The following is a 19,614-nucleotide window of genomic DNA, read 5'->3' as shown; positions in this document are numbered from 1 at the left end:
GCTACTTGAATGCTGCGCGATTGGCGGCTGCCCGAAAACAACAGAGACGCCTATGATCCGCTTGAGTATGGTCTTGCTCGGTCAGGACTTTGTCCGCAAGCGTTGGTCCGCGCTGGCGTTGACGGGCATTGTCTGGGGCGCGGCCGGTGTGGGCATCTTCATTGATGCGCTGGACGGCGTGCTGTATTTCCCGCTGCATCTCTTCGGCTATCTGTTGCTGCTCGAAGCGCTGATCCTGCTGGTGCCGGCACCACAAGCCGGGACCGCTGCGGCCCTGCGCAGAGCGCGCGGACTGGCTTTTCTCTTGCTGGGGCTGCTGATCGTCGACCGGCAACATGCCGCCGGGCTGATTCTGGCGGTGCTGTTTGGTGGGGCTTTTCTGCTCGATGGCGGCTTTCGGTTGGCGGCGGCGCTGGTGGTGCGCTTTGTCGGTTGGCAGGTGTCGTTGCTGGCGGGGTTGTTCGAAATCGGCTTTGGCGTGTTTATCCTCGAGCCGTATCCGACGCTGTATAAGGGCACGGTGCCGTTTTGCATTGGCATGAGCCTTTTCCTGACCGGTTGCGCCTTGTTGCGGCAAGCCGTGCGCTTCAAAAACCAGCTGCCGCTGACGAGTCCTGCTGCAGTGAGTGCGCCGACCAGCAGCGACGCGATGGTGATTCACGTCTGGACCCCCAGTGGCACCGTCGACGACACCTTAGTGCGCAACCGCCTGCTCAACCGCTACATCGCGGCGGTCGATATCAACGGCGTGATCTCCGCCGGTCATGCGGCGCTGGAATGTGGCCCGGACATTTACATCAGCCATTACCCGCAGGACGACATCGATCGTTCGGCGGGGGATTTTGTGCGACTGCTGCGGGCGACGCCGAACAACGATGTTGCCGGCAGGTTTTTGCCGGATTATGCGGGGGAGGTGGCTGACTGGTGTCCGTCTTCGGTGCAGGTCAGTTTTGCCCACTACGACGCCCGGCGTTTGCATGCGTTCTGGACTGCGTATCGGCAGAACAGCACGTACAACCTCACCAGTCGCAATTGTTCCAGCGCCGTCGCTCATAGCCTCGAAGCGGCCCTTGAGGGAGCGATGAACCGGGGCCATTCGAGCATGCTGGATTTCGCCCGGGTCATTTTCAGCCCCGAGTTCTGGGTTGCCGCGCAAGTGCGCAAACGGGCAGAGGCGATGGCGTGGACGCCCGGACTGGTGCTCGATTATGCGCGGGCGTTGCATGCCGCCATCGAGCCGGCACCGCCGGGTTGGCACAGCATTTATGCGGTGAGCAAGCGTGCGTTTGGGTATGTGGGCGCTGCGTTGCGGGGGCGCGAGGTACATCCTGTGCAGCCGCCACCTGTGCATCCAACTGACGAATCCTGACCGACTTCACACCGAGTCGCTCCAATCGCGAGCAGGCTCACTCCTACATTTGAAATGCGTTCCCTTGTAGGAGTGAGCCTGCTCGCGATGGCGTCCGCCTGTGCAACACAAAAACCAACTCCACTGGTCAACTAATTGCAAAGCAGCCTAACTATTGCGTTGACATTCGCTGCCTAGGCAGTAACATCTCGACATACATTCACTGCCTAGGCAGTTATTAGGTGAGCAAATGAAGCATTTCACCCCGGACGAATTCAAACATTGCCATCTCGGCCTGTTGCTTGGCCGTGCTGCGCTGCTCAAGGACCGGATCATCGACACCCACATGGAACCCCACGGCATCACCGCCGCGCAGTTCAAGGTGTTGATCATCATGGCCCAGTTCGGCGTCGACACCCCGGCCGAGCTGTGCCGGCATCTGTCGCTCGACAGCGGTTCGATGACACGCATGCTCGATCGTCTGGAGCAGAAAGGCTTTCTGGCTCGCCAGCGCAGCGAAGGCGATCGCCGTCAGGTGCAACTCAAGCTGACCGAGCAAGGCCAGCAACTGGCCGATCGCCTGCCGCACATCGGCGCCGATGCGATGAATGAACTGGCGGGCGCCGTCACTCCGGACGAGTTGAAGACCCTGGAATACATCCTCAAGAAAATCCTGCTGGCAGCCGGTGACCCGATCACCATCCAGCGCTTAGGTGAACACAATGAGCGGTAAAACCTTGCGCAGCAGCCTGACGCTGGTGCTGTCGGCGATGATCCTCGCCGGTTGCGCCAACTACAGCGGCCTCGATACTTCCGGTGCGAGCCTCGATGCGAAAACCCTGAAAACTGGCCAATCGCTTAGTGGCGTAACGCTGTCGCCGGCCGCGTGGCCGAAAAGCGACTGGTGGACCAGCCTCGGCGATCCGCAACTCGACGGCTTGATCCACGAAGCCCTGCACGACAGCCCGGACATGCAAATCGCCGAAGCCCGCGCGCATCAGGCCAACGCCGCTGCGTACGCCGCCGATGCCGAACGTTATCCGACCCTCGACGCCAGCGCCGGCATCAGCCGTTCGCGTCTGGCCAAGGATCAGGACCCGCGAGGGCAGGGTGATGCCTACGCCACCGTGCGTAACGTCAGCGCCGGTTTCAATTACAACTTCGACCTCTGGGGCGGCCAGCGTGATGCCTGGGAAGCTGCACTCGGTCAGGCCCGCGCCGCTGAAGTTGATCGTCAGGCTGCGCAGTTGACGCTTGCTGCCGATGTCGCTCGTGCCTACAGCGATCTCGGTCAGGCGCACATCGTTTATGACCTGGCGAACGAAGACCTCAAGCGCACCAAGCAGATGCTCGACCTGAGCCAGCGTCGCCTCAGTTCCGGGATCGACAGCCAGTACCAGTTCCAGCAAACCCAGAGCCTGGAAGCTAGTTCCGAAGCCAGCCTGATCGACGCAGAAAAACGCTTGAACAGCGCCAAGATTGCCTTGGCCGTACTGCTCGGCAAAGGCCCGGATCGCGGCAACGAAATCGCCCGACCGAAAGTCCTGCAAGCCAGCGCCGTCGCCGTGCCGTCGGTGTTGCCGGCGGAACTGCTCGGTCGGCGCCCGGATCTGGTCGCTGCGCGCTGGCGTGTAGAAGCGGCGAGCAAGGATATCGACTCGGCGAAAACCCAGTTCTATCCGAACCTGAACCTGACGGCCTCGGCCGGCGCCGAATCCCTTTTGGGTGACGCGATGTTCGGCTCGGCCAGTCGCTTCTTCAACATTGCCCCGACCATTTCGGTGCCGATCTTCGACGGTGGACGCCTGCGCGCCAACCTCGATGCTCGCGACGCCGATTACGACCTGGCGGTGGCGCAGTACAACAAAAGTCTGGTGAAGGCACTGGGCGACGTCAGCGACACGATCAACCAGTTGCGTGACATCGGCCGGCAGATCGGTGCGCAGCAACACGCCACCGACATTGCCCAGGACTCTTACAACACCGTCGTCCAGCGTTACGGTTCCGGCATCGGCAACTACCTGGACGTGCTCAGCATCGAGCAGCAATTACTGCAGGCCCAGCGTCAACTGGCCAACCTCAATGCCGAGCAGATCGACCTGTCGATTCAACTGATGCAAGCGCTGGGCGGCGGCTTCCAGGGTGACACCCTGACCGCAGCCAACGCCAGCCCAGCCACGCCGCACAACTAATTCAAGGTACTTGTCATGGCCACTGCCGAAAACACCCAAGCTCAAGGCAACACCCCGGACACCGGCAACCCGCGCAAACGCAAAGTCATGCTGCTGGTGCTCGCCGTTGTGGTTGCACTCGCGTGCGCCGGCGTCTGGGCGTATCACGAATTCATCGGGCGCTTTAACGAAAGCACCGACGACGCCTACGTCAACGGTAACGTTGTCGAAATCACGCCGCTGGTGACCGGCACCGTGGTCAGCATTGGCGCGGATGACGGTGATCTGGTTCACGAAGGTCAGGTGTTGATCAACTTCGACCCGAACGACGCTGAAGTCGGCCTGCAAAGTGCCCAGGCGAAACTGGCGCGTACCGTGCGTCAGGTGCGCGGTCTGTATAGCAACGTTGATGGCATGAAAGCTCAGGTCAACGCGCAACAGGCCGAAGTACAGAAAGCCCAGGACAACTACAACCGCCGGAAAAACCTCGCGCAGGGCGGGGCGATTTCCCAGGAAGAACTGTCCCACGCTCGCGACGACCTGACCTCGGCGCAAAACGCCCTGGCCAACGCCAAACAGCAATTGAAAACCACCAGCGCGCTGGTTGATGACACCGTGGTGTCGTCGCATCCGGACGTGATGTCGGCCGCTGCCGATCTGCGTCAGGCCTACCTGACCAATGCCCGCAGCACGTTGATTGCGCCGGTCACCGGTTACGTCGCCAAACGCACCGTGCAACTCGGCCAGCGCGTGCAGCCGGGCACGGCGTTGATGGCGGTGATTCCGCTGGATCAACTGTGGATCGACGCCAACTTCAAGGAAACCCAACTGCGTGATATGCGCATCGGTCAGCCGGTCGATATCGAGTCCGACATCTACGGCAGCGACGTGAAGTACAGCGGCACCGTCGACAGCCTCGGCGCCGGCACCGGTAGCGCGTTTGCTCTGCTGCCAGCGCAGAACGCCACCGGTAACTGGATCAAGATCGTGCAGCGTGTGCCGGTGCGGATTCACATCAACGCCGAAGAACTGGCCAAGCATCCGCTGCGCGTCGGTCTGTCGACCAACGTTGAAGTGAACCTGCACGACCAGAGCGGCCCGGTGCTCGCACAGCAGCCACCGCAGAAAGCGTCGTTCAGCACCAATGTCTACGACCGCCAACTGGCTGAAGCCGACGCGATGATTGCGCAGTTGATCCACGACAACAGCGCAGCGGTGAGCAAAACCGCACAACGCTGACCTGCACTGACTTTGTAGGAGTGAGCCTGCTCGCGATAGCGGTGTGTCAGACCCAATTCCTCGACTGATACACCGTTATCGCGAGCAGGCTCACTCCTACAGGGCTGCGGCGACCATCAGGTTTCATAGGATTCACAATGAGCAATAACGCCTCTTTCACGCCGCCCAGCCTGTTGCTCAGCACCATCGGCCTGTCGCTGGCGACGTTCATGCAAGTGCTCGACACCACCATCGCCAACGTGGCACTGCCGACGATTTCCGGCAACCTCGGGGTGAGTTCGGAGCAGGGCACCTGGGTGATCACCTCGTTCGCCGTGAGCAACGCGATTGCGCTGCCGCTGACCGGTTGGCTTAGCCGTCGGTTCGGCGAGGTGAAGCTGTTTCTCTGGGCCACCATTCTGTTCGTGCTGGCCTCGTTTCTCTGCGGTATCTCGACGTCGATGCCGGAACTGATCGGCTTCCGTGTGCTGCAAGGTCTGGTCGCCGGCCCGCTGTACCCGATGACGCAGACCCTGTTGATCGCAGTTTATCCGCCCGCCAGGCGCGGCATGGCCCTGGCGTTACTGGCGATGGTCACGGTGGTCGCGCCGATTGCCGGGCCGATTCTCGGCGGCTGGATTACCGACAGTTACAGCTGGCCGTGGATCTTCTTCATCAACGTGCCGATCGGCATCTTTGCGGTGATGGTGGTGCGTTCGCAACTGGCCAAACGTCCGGTGGAAACCAGCCGTCAGCCGATGGATTACGTCGGCCTGATCACGCTGATCATTGGTGTTGGCGCGTTGCAGGTGATCCTCGACAAGGGCAATGATCTGGACTGGTTCGAGTCGAACTTCATCATCATCGGCGCGGCGATTTCGGTGATCGCGCTGGCGGTGTTCGTTATCTGGGAAATGACCGACCAGCATCCGGTGGTGAATCTGCGGTTGTTCGCGTACCGAAACTTCCGCATCGGCACGCTGGTGTTGGTGCTGGGTTATGCCGGGTTCTTCGGCATCAACCTGATCCTGCCGCAGTGGTTGCAGACGCAAATGGGCTACACCGCAACCTGGGCGGGTCTGGCCGTGGCGCCGATCGGTATTTTGCCGGTGCTGCTGTCGCCGTTTGTCGGCAAGTACGCCAACAAGTTCGACCTGCGATTGCTGGCCGGATTGGCGTTTCTGGCGATTGGTTTGAGTTGCTTTATGCGGGCGGGATTCACCAATGAGGTGGACTTCCAGCACATCGCGTTGGTGCAGTTGTTCATGGGTATTGGTGTTGCGCTGTTCTTCATGCCGACCTTGAGTATTCTGATGTCGGACTTGCCGCCGAGCCAGATTGCCGATGGCGCGGGTCTTGCGACTTTTCTGCGGACATTGGGCGGTAGCTTTGCGGCGTCGCTGACCACGTGGATCTGGATTCGCCGCGCGGATCAGCATCATGCGTATATGAGTGAAAGCATCAGCACTTTCGAACCGGCGACCCGCGAGACCTTGAATCAGTTGGGCGGGGCGAGCCAGTCGGCTTATGCGCAGATGGATCAGATCCTGACCAGCCAGGCGTACATGCTCTCCACCGTGGATTACTTCACGCTGCTGGGCTGGGGGTTTATGGGGTTGATTCTGATTGTGTGGCTGGCTAAGCCACCGTTTGCCGCGAAGGCGGGGCCGGCGGCTTCAGGGCACTAAAGTCAAAAGCCCCTCACCCTAACCCTCTCCCGGAGGGAGAGGGGACTGACCGTGGTGGATGTTCGAGATACACCGACTTGCAATACCGAGTCGAACTCAGGTTTGAAAAGCACAGAGATCGGCTCCCATATCCCCTCGCTCACTAGGGTAGAGGGGACTGACCGAGTTGATTGTTTGAGGTACACCGACTTGCAATACCGAGTCGAACTCAGGTTTTGAAAAGCATAGAGATCGGCTCCCTTTCCCCCTCGCCCCCTTGGGGGAGAGGGCTGGGGTGAGGGGGTAAAGCTTTTAGCCGTGCGGCAAAGCCAGCGGCGGAGCGAAGTCGAACGGCGCCAACGCGTAGCCGCTCTCATCCACCTGCAACGCCCAACCCTGACGATCCCAATCCCCCAGCACAATCCGCTTCGCCGCTTGTTCACCAAGCTGCAGCTTGTGAATCGCCGGGCGATGGGTGTGCCCGTGGATCAGGGTTTTCACGCCAAATTCCTGCATGATCCGCGGAATCTCTTCAGGCGTGACATCGACAATGTCATTGGCCTTCATCCGCGTCTGTGCCTTGCTTTCGCTGCGCAGCTTGCGCGCCAGTTTGTGGCGGCTGCTCAAGGGCAGGTTACGCAGGATGAACAGCGTGATCGGATTACGCAGATAACGCCGCAGCTTCATATAGCCGACGTCGCGGGTGCAGAGGCTGTCGCCGTGCATCAACAGCACCGGCTCGCCGTAAAACTGCACGACACTCGGATCCTTCAGCAAAGTGCAGCCGGCCTGTTTACAGAAGGCCTTGCCAAGCATGAAGTCGCGATTGCCGTGCATCAGGAAAATCGCCGTGCCACTGTCGCTGAGTTCGCGCAGGGCCTGGCAGATGGAACGCTGGAAGGGCGTCATGGCGTCGTCGCCAATCCACGCTTCGAAGAAGTCGCCGAGAATGTACAGCGCACTCGCCGAGCGGGCGCGTCCGGCGAGCAAATCCAGAAACGCCCGGGTAATGTCCGGGCGCTCCTCTTCCAGATGCAAGTCTGAAATCAGCAATATCACGCTTCGATGATCTCGGCTTTCTCGATGATCACGTCGTCTTTTGGCACGTCCTGGTGACCGGCCTTGGAGGTAGTGGCAACGCCTTCGATCTTGTCGACGACATCAGTGCCGGCAACCACTTTACCGAATACGGCGTAGCCCCAGCCCTGAGCGGTCTTGGCGGTGTGGTTGAGGAAGCTGTTGTTGGTGGCGTTGATGAAGAACTGCGCCGAGGCCGAATGCGGGTCCATGGTGCGAGCCATGGCCAGGGTGTACTTCTCGTTCTTCAGGCCGTTGTCGGCTTCGTTCTGGATGCTTGGGCGCTTGTCTTTCTTTTCTTGCATGCCAGGCTCGAAACCGCCGCCCTGGATCATGAAGCCCTTGATCACGCGGTGGAATACCACGTTCTCGTAGTGACCGTTTTTAACGTATTCGAGGAAGTTGGCAGCGGTGATCGGCGCTTTTTCCGCGTCCAGTTCGATGACGATGTCGCCGTAGTTGGTGGTCAGTTTGACTTGAGTCATGATCGCTACTCTTTATAAGGAATTCGTGGGTAATGGGACATTTCGACCCGTTACCGGTTCAGCCCATCGGCCAAGGTGCGCAGTTTAGCGTGACAGGCGCGAATTTCGAGGCAGTTTTTCCAAATCCCTGCGATTAAATGCGCTCCTTTATAGGCCGTGCTCTGTCAGCCCCTTGACAGCATCGGCTATGATAGCGGCTTTGTTTTGTCTGGCCCCCTCTGCGGCCGCGCACATGTAAGTCAAGGATCCTATGAGCAAGCCCACTGTCGACCCTACCTCGAATGCCAAGTCCGGCCCTGCCGTGCCGGTCAATTTCCTGCGGCCGATCATCCAGGCAGACCTGGACTCGGGCAAGCACACCCAGATCGTCACCCGTTTCCCGCCGGAGCCCAACGGCTACCTGCACATCGGCCACGCCAAGTCGATCTGCGTGAACTTCGGCCTGGCCCAGGAGTTCGGCGGCGTCACGCACCTGCGTTTCGACGACACCAACCCGGCCAAGGAAGATCAGGAATACATCGACGCGATCGAAGCCGACGTCAAATGGCTGGGCTTTGAGTGGTCCGGCGAAGTGCGCTACGCCTCGCAGTATTTCGACCAGTTGCACGATTGGGCCGTCGAGCTGATCAAGGCTGGCAAGGCCTACGTCGACGACCTGACCCCGGAGCAGGCCAAGGAATACCGTGGCAGCCTGACCGAGCCGGGCAAGAACAGCCCGTTCCGCGACCGTTCGGTTGAAGAAAACCTCGACTGGTTTGCGCGTATGCGCGCCGGTGAGTTCCCGGACGGCGCCCGCGTGCTTCGTGCGAAGATCGACATGGCCTCGCCGAACATGAACCTGCGTGACCCGATCATGTATCGCATCCGTCACGCGCATCACCACCAGACCGGTGACAAGTGGTGCATCTACCCGAACTACGACTTCACCCACGGTCAGTCGGACGCCATCGAAGGCATCACCCACTCGATCTGCACCCTGGAATTCGAAAGCCATCGTCCGCTGTACGAGTGGTTCCTCGACGCCTTGCCAGTGCCGGCGCACCCGCGTCAGTACGAGTTCAGCCGTCTGAACCTCAACTACACCATCACCAGCAAGCGCAAGCTCAAGCAGCTGGTCGATGAAAAGCACGTCAATGGCTGGGACGATCCGCGCATGTCCACGCTGTCGGGTTTCCGCCGCCGTGGCTACACGCCGAAATCGATCCGCAACTTCTGCGAAATGGTCGGCACCAACCGTTCCGATGGCGTGGTTGACTTCGGCATGCTCGAATTCAGCATCCGTGACGACCTCGATCACACCGCGCCACGCGCCATGTGCGTGCTGCGTCCGCTGAAAGTCGTCATCACCAACTACCCGGAAGGCCAGGTCGAAAACCTCGAACTGCCGCGCCACCCGAAAGAAGACATGGGCGTACGCGCGCTGCCATTCGCTCGGGAAATCTACATCGACCGTGACGACTTCATGGAAGAGCCGCCGAAGGGCTACAAGCGCCTGGAGCCGGCCGGTGAAGTGCGTCTGCGCGGCAGCTACGTGATCCGTGCCGACGAAGCGATCAAGGACGCCGATGGCAACATCGTCGAACTGCGTTGCTCGTACGATCCGGAAACCCTCGGCAAGAACCCTGAAGGCCGCAAGGTCAAAGGCGTGATCCACTGGGTGCCGGCCGCGGCCAGCGTCGAGTGCGAAGTGCGTCTGTACGATCGCCTGTTCCGTTCGGCCAACCCTGAGAAGGCCGAAGACAGCGCGAGTTTCCTCGACAACATCAACCCTGATTCGCTGCAGGTGCTCACCGGTTGTCGTGCTGAGCCATCGCTTGGCAATGCACAGCCGGAAGACCGTTTCCAGTTCGAGCGCGAAGGCTACTTCGTCGCTGATTTGAAGGACTCGAAACCAGGTCAGCCGGTATTCAACCGTACCGTGACCCTGCGTGATTCGTGGGGCCAGTGATTCAGCGTCAAAGGAAATAACGTGCTAACGATCTACAACACGCTCACCAAGAGCAAAGAAGTCTTCAAGCCGCTGGATGGCAACAAGGTGCGCATGTACGTCTGCGGGATGACCGTGTACGACTACTGCCACCTCGGCCACGGCCGCAGCATGGTCGCGTTCGACCTGGTGACCCGCTGGTTGCGGTTCAGCGATTACGACCTGACCTACGTGCGCAACATCACCGACATCGACGACAAGATCATCAACCGCGCCAACGAGAACGGTGAATCGTTCGAAGCGTTGACCGAGCGCATGATCGCCGCGATGCACGAGGACGAAGCGCGCCTGAACATCAAGAAGCCGGACATGGAGCCGCGCGCCACGGATCACATTCCGGGCATGCACGCGATGATCCAGACCTTGATCGACAAGGGCTACGCCTACGCTCCGGGCAATGGCGACGTGTACTACCGCGTCGCCAAGTTCATGGGCTACGGCAAGCTGTCGCGCAAGAAAATCGAAGACCTGCGCATCGGCGCCCGCATCGAAGTCGACGAGTCGAAACAGGACCCGCTGGATTTCGTGCTGTGGAAAGCCGCCAAACCGGGCGAGCCGAGCTGGGAATCGCCGTGGGGTGCCGGGCGTCCGGGCTGGCACATCGAGTGCTCGGTGATGTCCACCTGCTGCCTCGGCGAGACTTTCGACATTCATGGCGGCGGCAGCGACCTTGAGTTCCCGCACCACGAAAACGAAATCGCCCAGAGCGAAGCGGCCACCGGCAAGACCTACGCCAATGCGTGGATGCATTGCGGCATGATTCGCATCAATGGCGAGAAGATGTCCAAGTCCTTGAACAACTTCTTCACCATTCGCGACGTGCTGGAAAAGTACCACCCTGAGGTCGTGCGTTACCTGCTGGTGTCGAGCCACTACCGCAGCGCGATCAACTACTCGGAAGACAACCTCAAGGACGCCAAAGGCGCTCTGGAGCGTTTCTATCACGCGTTGAAAGGCCTGCCGACTGTGGCGCCTGCTGGCGGCGAAGCGTTTGTTGAACGCTTCACTGCGGTGATGAACGACGACTTCGGTACGCCGGAAGCCTGTGCCGTGCTGTTCGAGATGGTGCGTGAGATCAACCGTCTGCGCGAGAGCGATCTTGATGCAGCGGCAGGTCTGGCGGCACGTCTGAAAGAGCTGGCGAGTGTGCTGGGTGTGTTGCAGTTGGAAGCGGATGACTTCCTGCAGGCGGGCGCTGAAGGGCGTGTCGATGCGGCTGAGGTTGATGCGTTGATTGCGGCGCGTCTGGCGGCACGTGCGGGTAAGGATTGGGCCGAGTCGGATCGGATTCGTGATCAACTGACGGCGATGGGCGTTGTGCTGGAAGACGGCAAGGGTGGGACTACCTGGCGTCTGGCTGACTGAAAGCTGTACTTGTTACAAACAAAACCCGCCGTGTGCGGGTTTTTGTTTGGCCGCGAGAAAAGCCCCTCACCCTAACCCTCTCCCAGAGGGAGAGGGGACCGAATGGGGGATGCTTGCGAGATACGCCGACCTGAGCGATTTCTGCCGAATCCATAATCGACACAATCTTTCAGGTCGATGCACAACGCCATGCAGTGGTCTAATTTCCCCGGACACCCCGATAGGTGGAAAATACATCTATCGAGGAGTTATTCATGACTAAAAAACGCAGGGCATTCGACGACAGCTTCAAGCTGCAAGTCGTGAAGATGATCAAGGATCAGGGACTCACCGTTGTACAGGTTTGCCAGGATCTGAACATTGGTGAGACAGCCGTTCGACGCTGGGTTCAGCAATACGAGGCAGAGCAACTGGGGCAGGCCGGAATCGGCAAGCCATTAACGGCAGAGCAACAGCGCATCCGGCAATTGGAACAGGAAAATCGTCAGCTCAAGGTGGACAACGACATCTTAAAAAAGGCTACCGCCTTCTTTGCCCGCGAGCTGAAGTAAGGTATCGACTGGTTCGGCAGCTGCAACAGAAGGCTTACTCAGTGGCACATGTCTGTCGGTTGCTGAGCATCAGTCGTTCAGGCTTCTATGAGTCTCAGAAGCGTGCTGATGCGCCTGTTCGGCAGAGTTGTCCTGTTCTTGTGCAACTCAAGGCGTCTTTCGCCGAGAGTGGAGGCTGCTACGGCAGCCGCCCTTTGCGCGACGCTTTGCGCGGTAAAGGCATGCTTGTCGGGCTGTATAAAATCCGTCGATTGATGCGGGCTAACGGACTGCGTTCAGCCTGGAAGCGCAAGTTTGTACACACAACCGATAGTAATCATGACCTGCCGATTGCAGAGAATGTACTGAGCAGAAATTTTGACCAAGTGGCGCCAAACAAGGCTTGGGTAGCCGACATCACCTATATCCGCACCCGCAGTGGCTGGTTGTATCTGGCCGTGGTATTGGACTTGTTTTCACGCAAGATAGTGGGCTGGTCGATGGCTCCGAACATGCCGGCAGAGCTGGTGTGCACTGCGATGCAACTGGCTATCGCGCAACGTCAACCGCCACCAGGCTTGATTGCCCACTCAGATCGGGGTAGCCAATATGCGAGTGCAGCTTACAGAGAATTACTGGCAAGAAACGACATGCAGCAGAGCATGAGCCGTAAAGGTAATTGCTGGGACAACGCAGTGATGGAGCGCTTCTTTTTGAGTTTGAAAATGGAGCGGGTATGGCGACGTGACTACGCGAACCACGCTGAAGCGATCCGCGACATCACCGAATACATCGTTGGGTTTTACAACAACGAACGGCTGCACTCGAAACTGGGATATCTGCCACCGACCGTTTATGAGCGAGCGATGGCGTCAAAACCACCTATCGAGGTGTCCGGAATTAGTTGACCACTGCACCAGACACCTCGGTCAGCTCCCTCTCCCTCTGGGAGAGGGCTGGGGTGAGGGGAATGGTGTCAAAGCGATCCACCGACCTCAACGCTCCGTACCAAATCCATAATCGACTGGTTCTTTCAGGTCGATGGATGACTCGAGACACCTCGGTCAGCTCCCTCTCCCACCGGGAGAGGGCTGGGGTGAGGGTTGCTTTTGACGTTCGCGTAGGTCTTGATGTCGGCAACGCGTTCAGCCGGATGCTGAGCGGCGATGAATATCGAATGGAGACACCATGGCCAATCACTACCGCGAGCTGCTAACGACCCCCGGCGCCACCGGGTTAGTGCTCGCGAGTTCTATCGCCCGCTTGCCACAGGCAATGATCGGCATCGGCATCATCACCATGCTGGTGCAGCAGACCGGGGTTTACTGGCTGGCCGGCACCGTCGCCGGGACGTTCACCCTGGCCAACGCACTGCTCGGCCCGTACATCTCGAGACTGGTCGATCAACATGGCCAGAGCCGTGTGCTACCCGTTGTCACGGCGTTCAGCATTGCCATGTTGCTGGCCCTGATCCTTGCGGTTTACATGCGGGCACCGGCCGCGCTGCTGTTTGTTCTGGCCGCACTGGCGGGGACGATGCCGAGCATGCCGTCGATGATTCGCGCGCGATGGTCGCAGTTGTTCCGGGGCAAGCCGCAGTTGCACACGGCGTTTTCGCTGGACACGGTCCTCACCGAAATGGCCTACATCGTCGGTCCGCCGCTGGCGATCGGCTTGAGCGTGAGTTTCTTTGCCGAGGCGGGGCCACTGGTCGCGGTCGGGTTGCTGGCCGTCGGGGTGACGGCGTTTCTCCTGCAACGCCAGACTGAACCTAAAGTTGTCGTGGGCCACGCCAGTCATGGCGGCTCAACCCTGCGGATTCCCGGCGTACGCACCATTGTGCTGGCGCTGTTGGCGATGGGTGTCATTGGCGGAGCAATCGATGTGGCCGTCGTCGCGTTCGCCAATGCGCAGGGCTGGCCAGCCTCGGCGACCTTTATCCTCGCGGCCTATGCGTTCGGTTCACTGGTGGCGGGTTTGACGTTCGGTGCGATGAGGGTTTCCCTGGCGATTGAAAAACAGTTTCTGATCGGGATATTGGTGACGGCGTTCACCGGTGTACTGCCTGTTTTTGCAACGGATGTTTATGTGCTGACAGCGGCGCTGTTTATCGCCGGCATCTCATTTGCGCCGACGATGGTCGTGGTGATGAAAATGGGGACGATCATTATTCCTCCGTCGCGGATCACGGAGGGGCTGACATGGATGACTACCGGTATCAGCGTTGGTGTTGCGCTGGGCGGCATGCTGGCAGGGTTGGTTATTGATGCCTTCGGCGCGCGCGCGGGATTTGCGGTGGCTATTGGTGCGGGATTGATGATGGTGGTGGTTGTGCTGGTGGGGTTGCGAACATTGGAGGCGGCTTCGGTTGCGCATGTTGAGCCAGAACTTTCGCCCTCACCCTAGCCCTCTCCCCCAGGAGAGGGGACTGAATGGGGGATGTTCAGGAAATACACCGACCTGAACGTGCTGTACCGAATCCATAATCGACCGGGTGTTTCAGGTCGATGTACAACGCCAGACACCTCGGTCGGCTCCCTCTACCTCCGGGAGAGGGATGGGCGGGCGGCGTTCCGATGAGGGGAAGGGGTTCACTCAACCTTCAATCTGCCGCAACCGTTTATAGAGCGTATTGCGGCTAACACCCAAACGTCGCGCCAGATGCGAAATATTGCCCCCGGAAGCCTTCAACTCCCGGTTCAACGCTTCCACATCATTCAAATCCAGCCCCAACGGCGCCGCGCTCTCAACCGGCTCCATCTCCAGATCCACAAAAAAATCATCCGGCAAATGCTCCAGCCTCACCGGCTGTTCCTCAGCCATCGCCAACGCCACCTGCATCACACTACTGACCTGACGCAAATTCCCCGGCCACGGATGACGGCTGAACAGCTCCAGCACTTCCTGGCTCAACCCCGCCCACTGCGTCGGTTCACGATGCTGTTCCCACAATCGCTTAAACAACGCCTCCTTGTCACTGCGCTCCCTCAGCGGCGGCAGTTCCAGGGTCAAACCACCAATGCGGTAATACAAATCCTCACGAAACCGCCCCAACTGCACTTGTTCACGCAGAGAACGGTTAGTCGCCGAAATAATCCGCAAATCCACCGGGAACAATTCGCTACTGCCCACCGGTTGCACGCAGCGCTCCTGCAACACCCGCAACAACCGCGCCTGCGTCGGCAGCGGCATATCGCCGATTTCATCGAGGAACAGCGTGCCTTTATCCGCCTTGCGAATCAGCCCTATGCTGCCTTTCTGGTTGGCCCCGGTGAACGCGCCTTTCTCGTAACCGAATAACTCGGATTCGACCAGTTCGGCGGGGATCGCCGCACAGTTGACGGCAATGAAGGCTTGTTTGCTGCGAGAGCTAGCCTGGTGCAGGGCTTTGACGAAGACCTCTTTGCCGACCCCGGTTTCGCCATGGATCAGCAGCGGAATGTCTTTCTCCAGTAACCGCTCAGCCTGCCGCACGGCTTTTTCCACGCGACTGTCGCCGAAGTGCAGGGTGTTGAGGCTGATGGCGGTGGGCGCGGCGGTTTTGGGTTCAGCAGCAAAAACGCGCGGTTGAATCGACGCCTGTTTCGGCCGCTTCAACAAACATTGAAAACGGTTACGCCCAGAGGTCTGCAAGGCAAACGGCAAACCGTCCGGCTGGTTGATCAATTCCAGCAGCGACACTTTGAACAGGCTCTCAACGCTGACCCGCGACAAACGCACGCCGAGCAAATTGTCCGCCCGGCGATTGGCCGACAGCACCTGACCGCTCTCATCAAAGATCAACAACCCGGCCCACTGACTGTCGAGGTTGTTCAACCCGGTGTTGAAAGTCAGTTGAAAATGCTGGCCATGGAACAGGTTGAGGATCAACCGGTTTTCCACGGTCTGGCTCATCATCTTGACCATGCCCAGGGTGTGCGAGGGCGGTAGATAACTGTCGCTAGACACGTCGAGCACTGCGATCACTTTACGTTCGGCGTCGAAAATCGGCGCGGCAGAACCGGTCATGAAGCGGTTGGCCTTGAGAAAGTGTTCGTCGTGTTCAATGTGCACCGCTTGCTCACATGCCAGTGCCGTGCCGATCGCATTGGTACCGCTGCAGCGCTCCATCCAGCTCGCCCCAGCCTGAAAACCCCTGGCCAGATTCGGTTCGATAAAGCGTTGCGTGCCCCACGAGGTCAGCACCTGGCCCTGATTGTCGGCGAGCATGATCAGGCAGTTGGAGTTGCTGAGGATGTTTTCGTAGTAGGGCAGGACTTCCTGGTGCGTGGTCTGCACCAGTGAATGATGGCTGTCGAGCAACTGCGCAATGCCGGCGGCAGGCAGTTGATCGAAGGCCGGCGTGCTTTGGTGGTCGAGACCGAACGCGCGACAACGTTGCCAGGACGTCTGGACGATCGCGTCGTGGGACAGCGGCGGGGCAGGTGCGGCCATGGCAGTCAGCCTCTGATGCAGCATTCTTATTATTGTTATTCGATCCTACAGGGGGATCGGTTCGCAAAAAGCGTTCATAGAGTGTTGTTCACTATTGTTCATTGTCAATCGGTCAACTGTTCAAATGTGTTCAGCAATGAACGCCGTTTCCCCACGCTTTCACCGATTTTCGCGACAAATCAATCACTTAGTATTTTTGGCACGAAACTCGCTCCCGTGCACAGGTCGATTGACTCCAATAATAAAAAGGCCGAGCCATGTCACTCACCCTGGAGCACGTCAGCCGTACCGTCGAGGGCCAGACCTGGATCGACGATGCGTGCCTGAAATTCGAACCCGGTTCGTTCAACGTTTTGCTCGGCCGCACGCTGTCCGGCAAAACCAGCCTCATGCGTTTAATGGCCGGGCTCGATAAGCCCGATAGCGGGCGCATCCTGATGAACGGCGTCGACGTCACCCAACGCCCGGTGCGTTTGCGCAACGTGTCGATGGTTTATCAGCAGTTCATCAATTACCCGACCATGACCGTGTTCGAGAACATCGCCTCGCCGTTGCGTCAGGCCGGTGTCTCGAAAGAGATCATCCACAGCAAAGTGCAGGAAACTGCGAAGATGCTGCGCATCGAGAAGTTTCTGCAGCGCTATCCGCTGGAGCTGTCCGGCGGTCAACAGCAGCGCACGGCCATGGCCCGCGCGTTGGTCAAGGACGCCGAGCTGATCCTGTTCGATGAGCCGCTGGTCAACCTCGACTACAAACTGCGCGAAGAGCTGCGTCAGGAAATGCGCGAGCTGTTCAAGGCGCGCCACACCATCGCGATCTACGCCACCACCGAACCCAACGAAGCGCTGGCACTCGGCGGCACCACGACGATTCTTCACGAAGGCCGGGTGATTCAGAGCGGCCCGTCGACTTCGGTCTATCACCAGCCGCAAACCGTGCTCGCCGCCGAATTGTTCTCCGAACCGCCGATCAACCTGATGCCCGGGCGCATCGCCGGCAACGAAGTCAGCTTCGCCAATTTTGTGCACTTCCCGTTGAACGTCGATCTGCGCCCGGTGGGCGAGGGCGAGTTCCGTTTTGGCGTACGCCCCAGCCACATCTCGCTGGTGCCGAGCAACGATGACGACCTCGAACTGGCAGTCACCGTCGAAGTCGCCGAGATCAGCGGTTCGGAAACCTTCCTGCATGTGCGCAACGAGCATTTCCTGCTGGTGCTGCACTTGCCCGGCGTTCACGAATACGACGTCGATGCGCCAATCCGCATTTACATCCCGACTCACAAACTGTTCGTTTTCGATGCGCAGGGCCGTCTGGTGCAAGCACCGGGCCGGCGTGTCGCGAGGGTTGCCTGATGGCCGAAATCCGTTTGCAGCACCTCGCCCACAGCTACAGCAAAACCCCGAGCGGCGCCGAGGATTATGCGATCCGCGAGATGGATCACGTCTGGGAGCAGGGCGGTGCTTACGCCTTGCTCGGGCCGTCGGGTTGCGGCAAGTCGACCTTGCTCAACATCATCTCCGGACTGCTCAGCCCCTCGCAGGGCCATGTGTTGTTCGACGGCAAAGCGGTCAACGACCTGACGCCGGAGAAGCGCAACATCGCCCAGGTTTTCCAGTTTCCGGTGGTCTACGACACCATGACCGTGTTCGATAACCTGGCTTTCCCCCTGCGCAATCAGGGCATGGCCGAGGCGAAAGTGCACAGCAAGGTGCAGGAAATTGCCGAAGTCCTCGACCTGCAAAACCTCCTGAGCAAGAAGGCGCGCAACCTCACCGCCGACGAAAAACAGAAAGTCTCGATGGGCCGTGGTCTGGTGCGTGACGATGTCTCGGCGATCCTCTTCGATGAACCGCTGACGGTGATCGATCCGCACCTGAAGTGGAAACTGCGGCGCAAGCTCAAGCAGATCCACGAGCAGTTCAACATCACCATGGTCTACGTCACCCACGATCAACTGGAGGCCTCGACCTTCGCCGACAAGATTGCGGTGATGTACGGCGGTCAGATCGTCCAGTTCGGCACGCCACGGGAATTGTTCGAGCGGCCGAGCCACACCTTTGTCGGCTATTTCATCGGCAGCCCCGGGATGAACCTGATCGAGGTGCAGCCGCAGCCCGGCGGCGTCGGTTTCGCCTCGACGCACCTGCCGTTGTCCGACGCCATGCAGCGCCATATCGAACACGGTCAATGGAAAAATCTGAAGGTCGGCATCCGCCCGGAGTTTATTCATGTCTGGGACGAGCCGTTTGATGACGCGATGCAGGCCAGGGTCGTACACGTCGAAGACCTCGGCACCTACAAGATCATGACCCTCGACCTCGACGGCGCACCGCTGAAAGTGCGGCTGGCCGAAGACAAACCGGTTCCCCAAGGCACGGCGTACATCAGTTTCCCGGCGCAGTGGTTGATGGTTTATGCCGATGAATTTCTGCTCGAAGCCGACGATGAGGTGCAGCCATGAACAAGGTGCAGAACAACAAGGCCTGGTGGCTGGTGTTGCCGGTGTTCCTGCTGGTGGCGTTCAGTGCGGTGATCCCGATGATGACCGTGGTCAACTACTCGGTGCAGGACATCTTCGACCAGTCCAGCCGCTACTTCGTCGGCGCCGACTGGTACAAACAAGTGCTGCTCGATCCACGTTTGCACGACTCATTACTGCGCCAGTTCATCTACTCCGCGTGTGTGTTGCTGATCGAAATTCCGCTGGGCATTGCCGTTGCGCTGACCATGCCGACCAAGGGCCGCTGGTCGTCGGTGGTGCTGATCATTCTGGCGATTCCGTTGCTGATCCCGTGGAACGTGGTCGGCACCATCTGGCAGATCTTCGGCCGTGCCGACATTGGTTTGCTCGGTTCCAGCCTCAACGCGATGGGCATCAGCTACAACTATGCGGCCAACACCATGGACGCCTGGGTGACAGTGCTGGTGATGGACGTCTGGCACTGGACTTCGTTGGTGGCGCTGCTGTGCTTCTCCGGTTTGCGCGCAATTCCCGACGTGTATTACCAGGCCGCGCGGATCGACCGGGCCTCGGCCTGGGCGGTGTTCCGCCATATCCAATTGCCCAAACTGAAGAGCGTGCTGCTGATCGCGGTGATGCTGCGGTTTATGGACAGTTTCATGATCTACACCGAGCCGTTCGTGCTCACCGGCGGCGGGCCGGGCAATGCCACGACCTTCCTGAGTCAGACGTTGACCCAGATGGCCGTAGGGCAATTCGACCTCGGTCCGGCAGCGGCGTTTTCGCTGGTGTACTTCCTGATCATCCTGTTGGTGTCCTGGCTGTTCTACACCGCCATGACGCACTCCGACGCCAACCGCTGAGGCCCGGC

15 protein-coding genes are annotated in these 19,614 nt (G+C 59.4%); 12 read left to right on the top strand and 3 right to left on the bottom strand.

Annotation, left to right across the window (positions count from 1 at the left end; translation table 11 throughout):
• Positions 1-52: 52 nt before the first annotated feature.
• The 5 genes from AC3IUF_RS19155 to AC3IUF_RS19135 all read left to right on the top strand — a co-directional run bounded on the left by AC3IUF_RS19155 (position 53) and on the right by AC3IUF_RS19135 (position 6,425).
• Entirely contained in the window at positions 53-1,369 is a 1,317-nt protein-coding gene (locus AC3IUF_RS19155) for a hypothetical protein (protein WP_489278990.1), read from the top strand.
• A gap of 229 nt (positions 1,370-1,598) precedes the next feature.
• Entirely contained in the window at positions 1,599-2,081 is a 483-nt protein-coding gene (locus AC3IUF_RS19150) for a MarR family winged helix-turn-helix transcriptional regulator (RefSeq protein ID WP_077573642.1), read from the top strand.
• A complete protein-coding gene (locus AC3IUF_RS19145) occupies positions 2,071-3,540 on the top strand; it encodes an efflux transporter outer membrane subunit (RefSeq protein ID WP_489278988.1) in 1,470 nt (489 codons plus the stop codon). Before AC3IUF_RS19150 ends, AC3IUF_RS19145 begins: the two co-directional genes overlap by 11 nt.
• 15 nt (positions 3,541-3,555) lie before the next feature.
• The gene (locus AC3IUF_RS19140; RefSeq protein ID WP_008082123.1) at positions 3,556-4,758 is read left to right on the top strand and encodes an HlyD/EmrA/EmrK family protein; all 1,203 of its coding nucleotides are present in this window, start codon (positions 3,556-3,558) and stop codon (positions 4,756-4,758) included.
• Positions 4,759-4,895: 137 nt separating this feature from the next.
• A complete protein-coding gene (locus AC3IUF_RS19135) occupies positions 4,896-6,425 on the top strand; it encodes a DHA2 family efflux MFS transporter permease subunit (protein WP_007912465.1) in 1,530 nt (509 codons plus the stop codon).
• Between the two features lie 291 nt (positions 6,426-6,716).
• On the opposite strand, the gene lpxH is transcribed toward AC3IUF_RS19135, so the two are convergent.
• Complete coding sequence (gene lpxH / locus AC3IUF_RS19130) at positions 6,717-7,463, bottom strand: UDP-2,3-diacylglucosamine diphosphatase (RefSeq protein WP_007912467.1); 747 nt, start codon at positions 7,461-7,463, stop codon at positions 6,717-6,719.
• Entirely contained in the window at positions 7,460-7,966 is a 507-nt protein-coding gene (locus AC3IUF_RS19125; protein WP_007912469.1) for a peptidylprolyl isomerase, read from the bottom strand. The genes lpxH and AC3IUF_RS19125 overlap by 4 nt, the downstream gene beginning before the upstream one ends.
• 250 nt (positions 7,967-8,216) lie before the next feature.
• Here AC3IUF_RS19125 and AC3IUF_RS19120 point away from each other — a divergent pair, with 250 nt between their 5' ends.
• From AC3IUF_RS19120 to AC3IUF_RS19105, 4 genes are all read left to right on the top strand, one after another.
• Entirely contained in the window at positions 8,217-9,914 is a 1,698-nt protein-coding gene (locus AC3IUF_RS19120; protein ID WP_123376214.1) for a glutamine--tRNA ligase/YqeY domain fusion protein, read from the top strand.
• A gap of 21 nt (positions 9,915-9,935) precedes the next feature.
• Positions 9,936-11,318 carry a cysteine--tRNA ligase gene (cysS, locus tag AC3IUF_RS19115; RefSeq protein ID WP_489278986.1) on the top strand — a complete coding sequence of 461 codons (1,383 nt, stop codon included), beginning with the start codon at positions 9,936-9,938 and terminating at the stop codon, positions 11,316-11,318.
• 254 nt (positions 11,319-11,572) lie between these two features.
• A protein-coding gene (locus tag AC3IUF_RS19110) for an IS3 family transposase (RefSeq protein WP_463543596.1) occupies positions 11,573-12,756 on the top strand; the annotation gives its coding sequence in 2 pieces (ribosomal slippage) (positions 11,573-11,837 and positions 11,837-12,756; 1,185 coding nt in all).
• 280 nt (positions 12,757-13,036) lie between these two features.
• Entirely contained in the window at positions 13,037-14,254 is a 1,218-nt protein-coding gene (locus AC3IUF_RS19105; RefSeq protein WP_007912476.1) for an MFS transporter, read from the top strand.
• Positions 14,255-14,443: 189 nt separating this feature from the next.
• Here AC3IUF_RS19105 and AC3IUF_RS19100 read toward each other — a convergent pair whose 3' ends face one another.
• The gene (locus tag AC3IUF_RS19100) at positions 14,444-16,282 is read right to left on the bottom strand and encodes a sigma-54-dependent Fis family transcriptional regulator (protein ID WP_007912478.1); all 1,839 of its coding nucleotides are present in this window, start codon (positions 16,280-16,282) and stop codon (positions 14,444-14,446) included.
• Positions 16,283-16,539: 257 nt separating this feature from the next.
• Here AC3IUF_RS19100 and AC3IUF_RS19095 point away from each other — a divergent pair, with 257 nt between their 5' ends.
• Genes AC3IUF_RS19095 through AC3IUF_RS19085 form a run of 3 tightly spaced genes read left to right on the top strand, consistent with a single transcriptional unit; the run spans position 16,540 to position 19,606 of the window.
• Positions 16,540-17,634, top strand: a complete 1,095-nt coding sequence (locus tag AC3IUF_RS19095; protein ID WP_007912480.1) for an ABC transporter ATP-binding protein — start codon at positions 16,540-16,542, stop codon at positions 17,632-17,634.
• Entirely contained in the window at positions 17,634-18,743 is a 1,110-nt protein-coding gene (locus AC3IUF_RS19090) for an ABC transporter ATP-binding protein (RefSeq protein ID WP_007912482.1), read from the top strand. The genes AC3IUF_RS19095 and AC3IUF_RS19090 overlap by 1 nt, the downstream gene beginning before the upstream one ends.
• Positions 18,740-19,606 carry a carbohydrate ABC transporter permease gene (locus AC3IUF_RS19085; protein WP_007912484.1) on the top strand — a complete coding sequence of 289 codons (867 nt, stop codon included), beginning with the start codon at positions 18,740-18,742 and terminating at the stop codon, positions 19,604-19,606. Before AC3IUF_RS19090 ends, AC3IUF_RS19085 begins: the two co-directional genes overlap by 4 nt.
• Positions 19,607-19,614 lie beyond the last annotated feature (8 nt).

It is taken from the genome of Pseudomonas sp. KH_040, from assembly GCF_057839305.1.
Note: the sequence above shows the minus strand (reverse complement) of the source record. Positions and strands in the feature narration are given on the sequence as shown.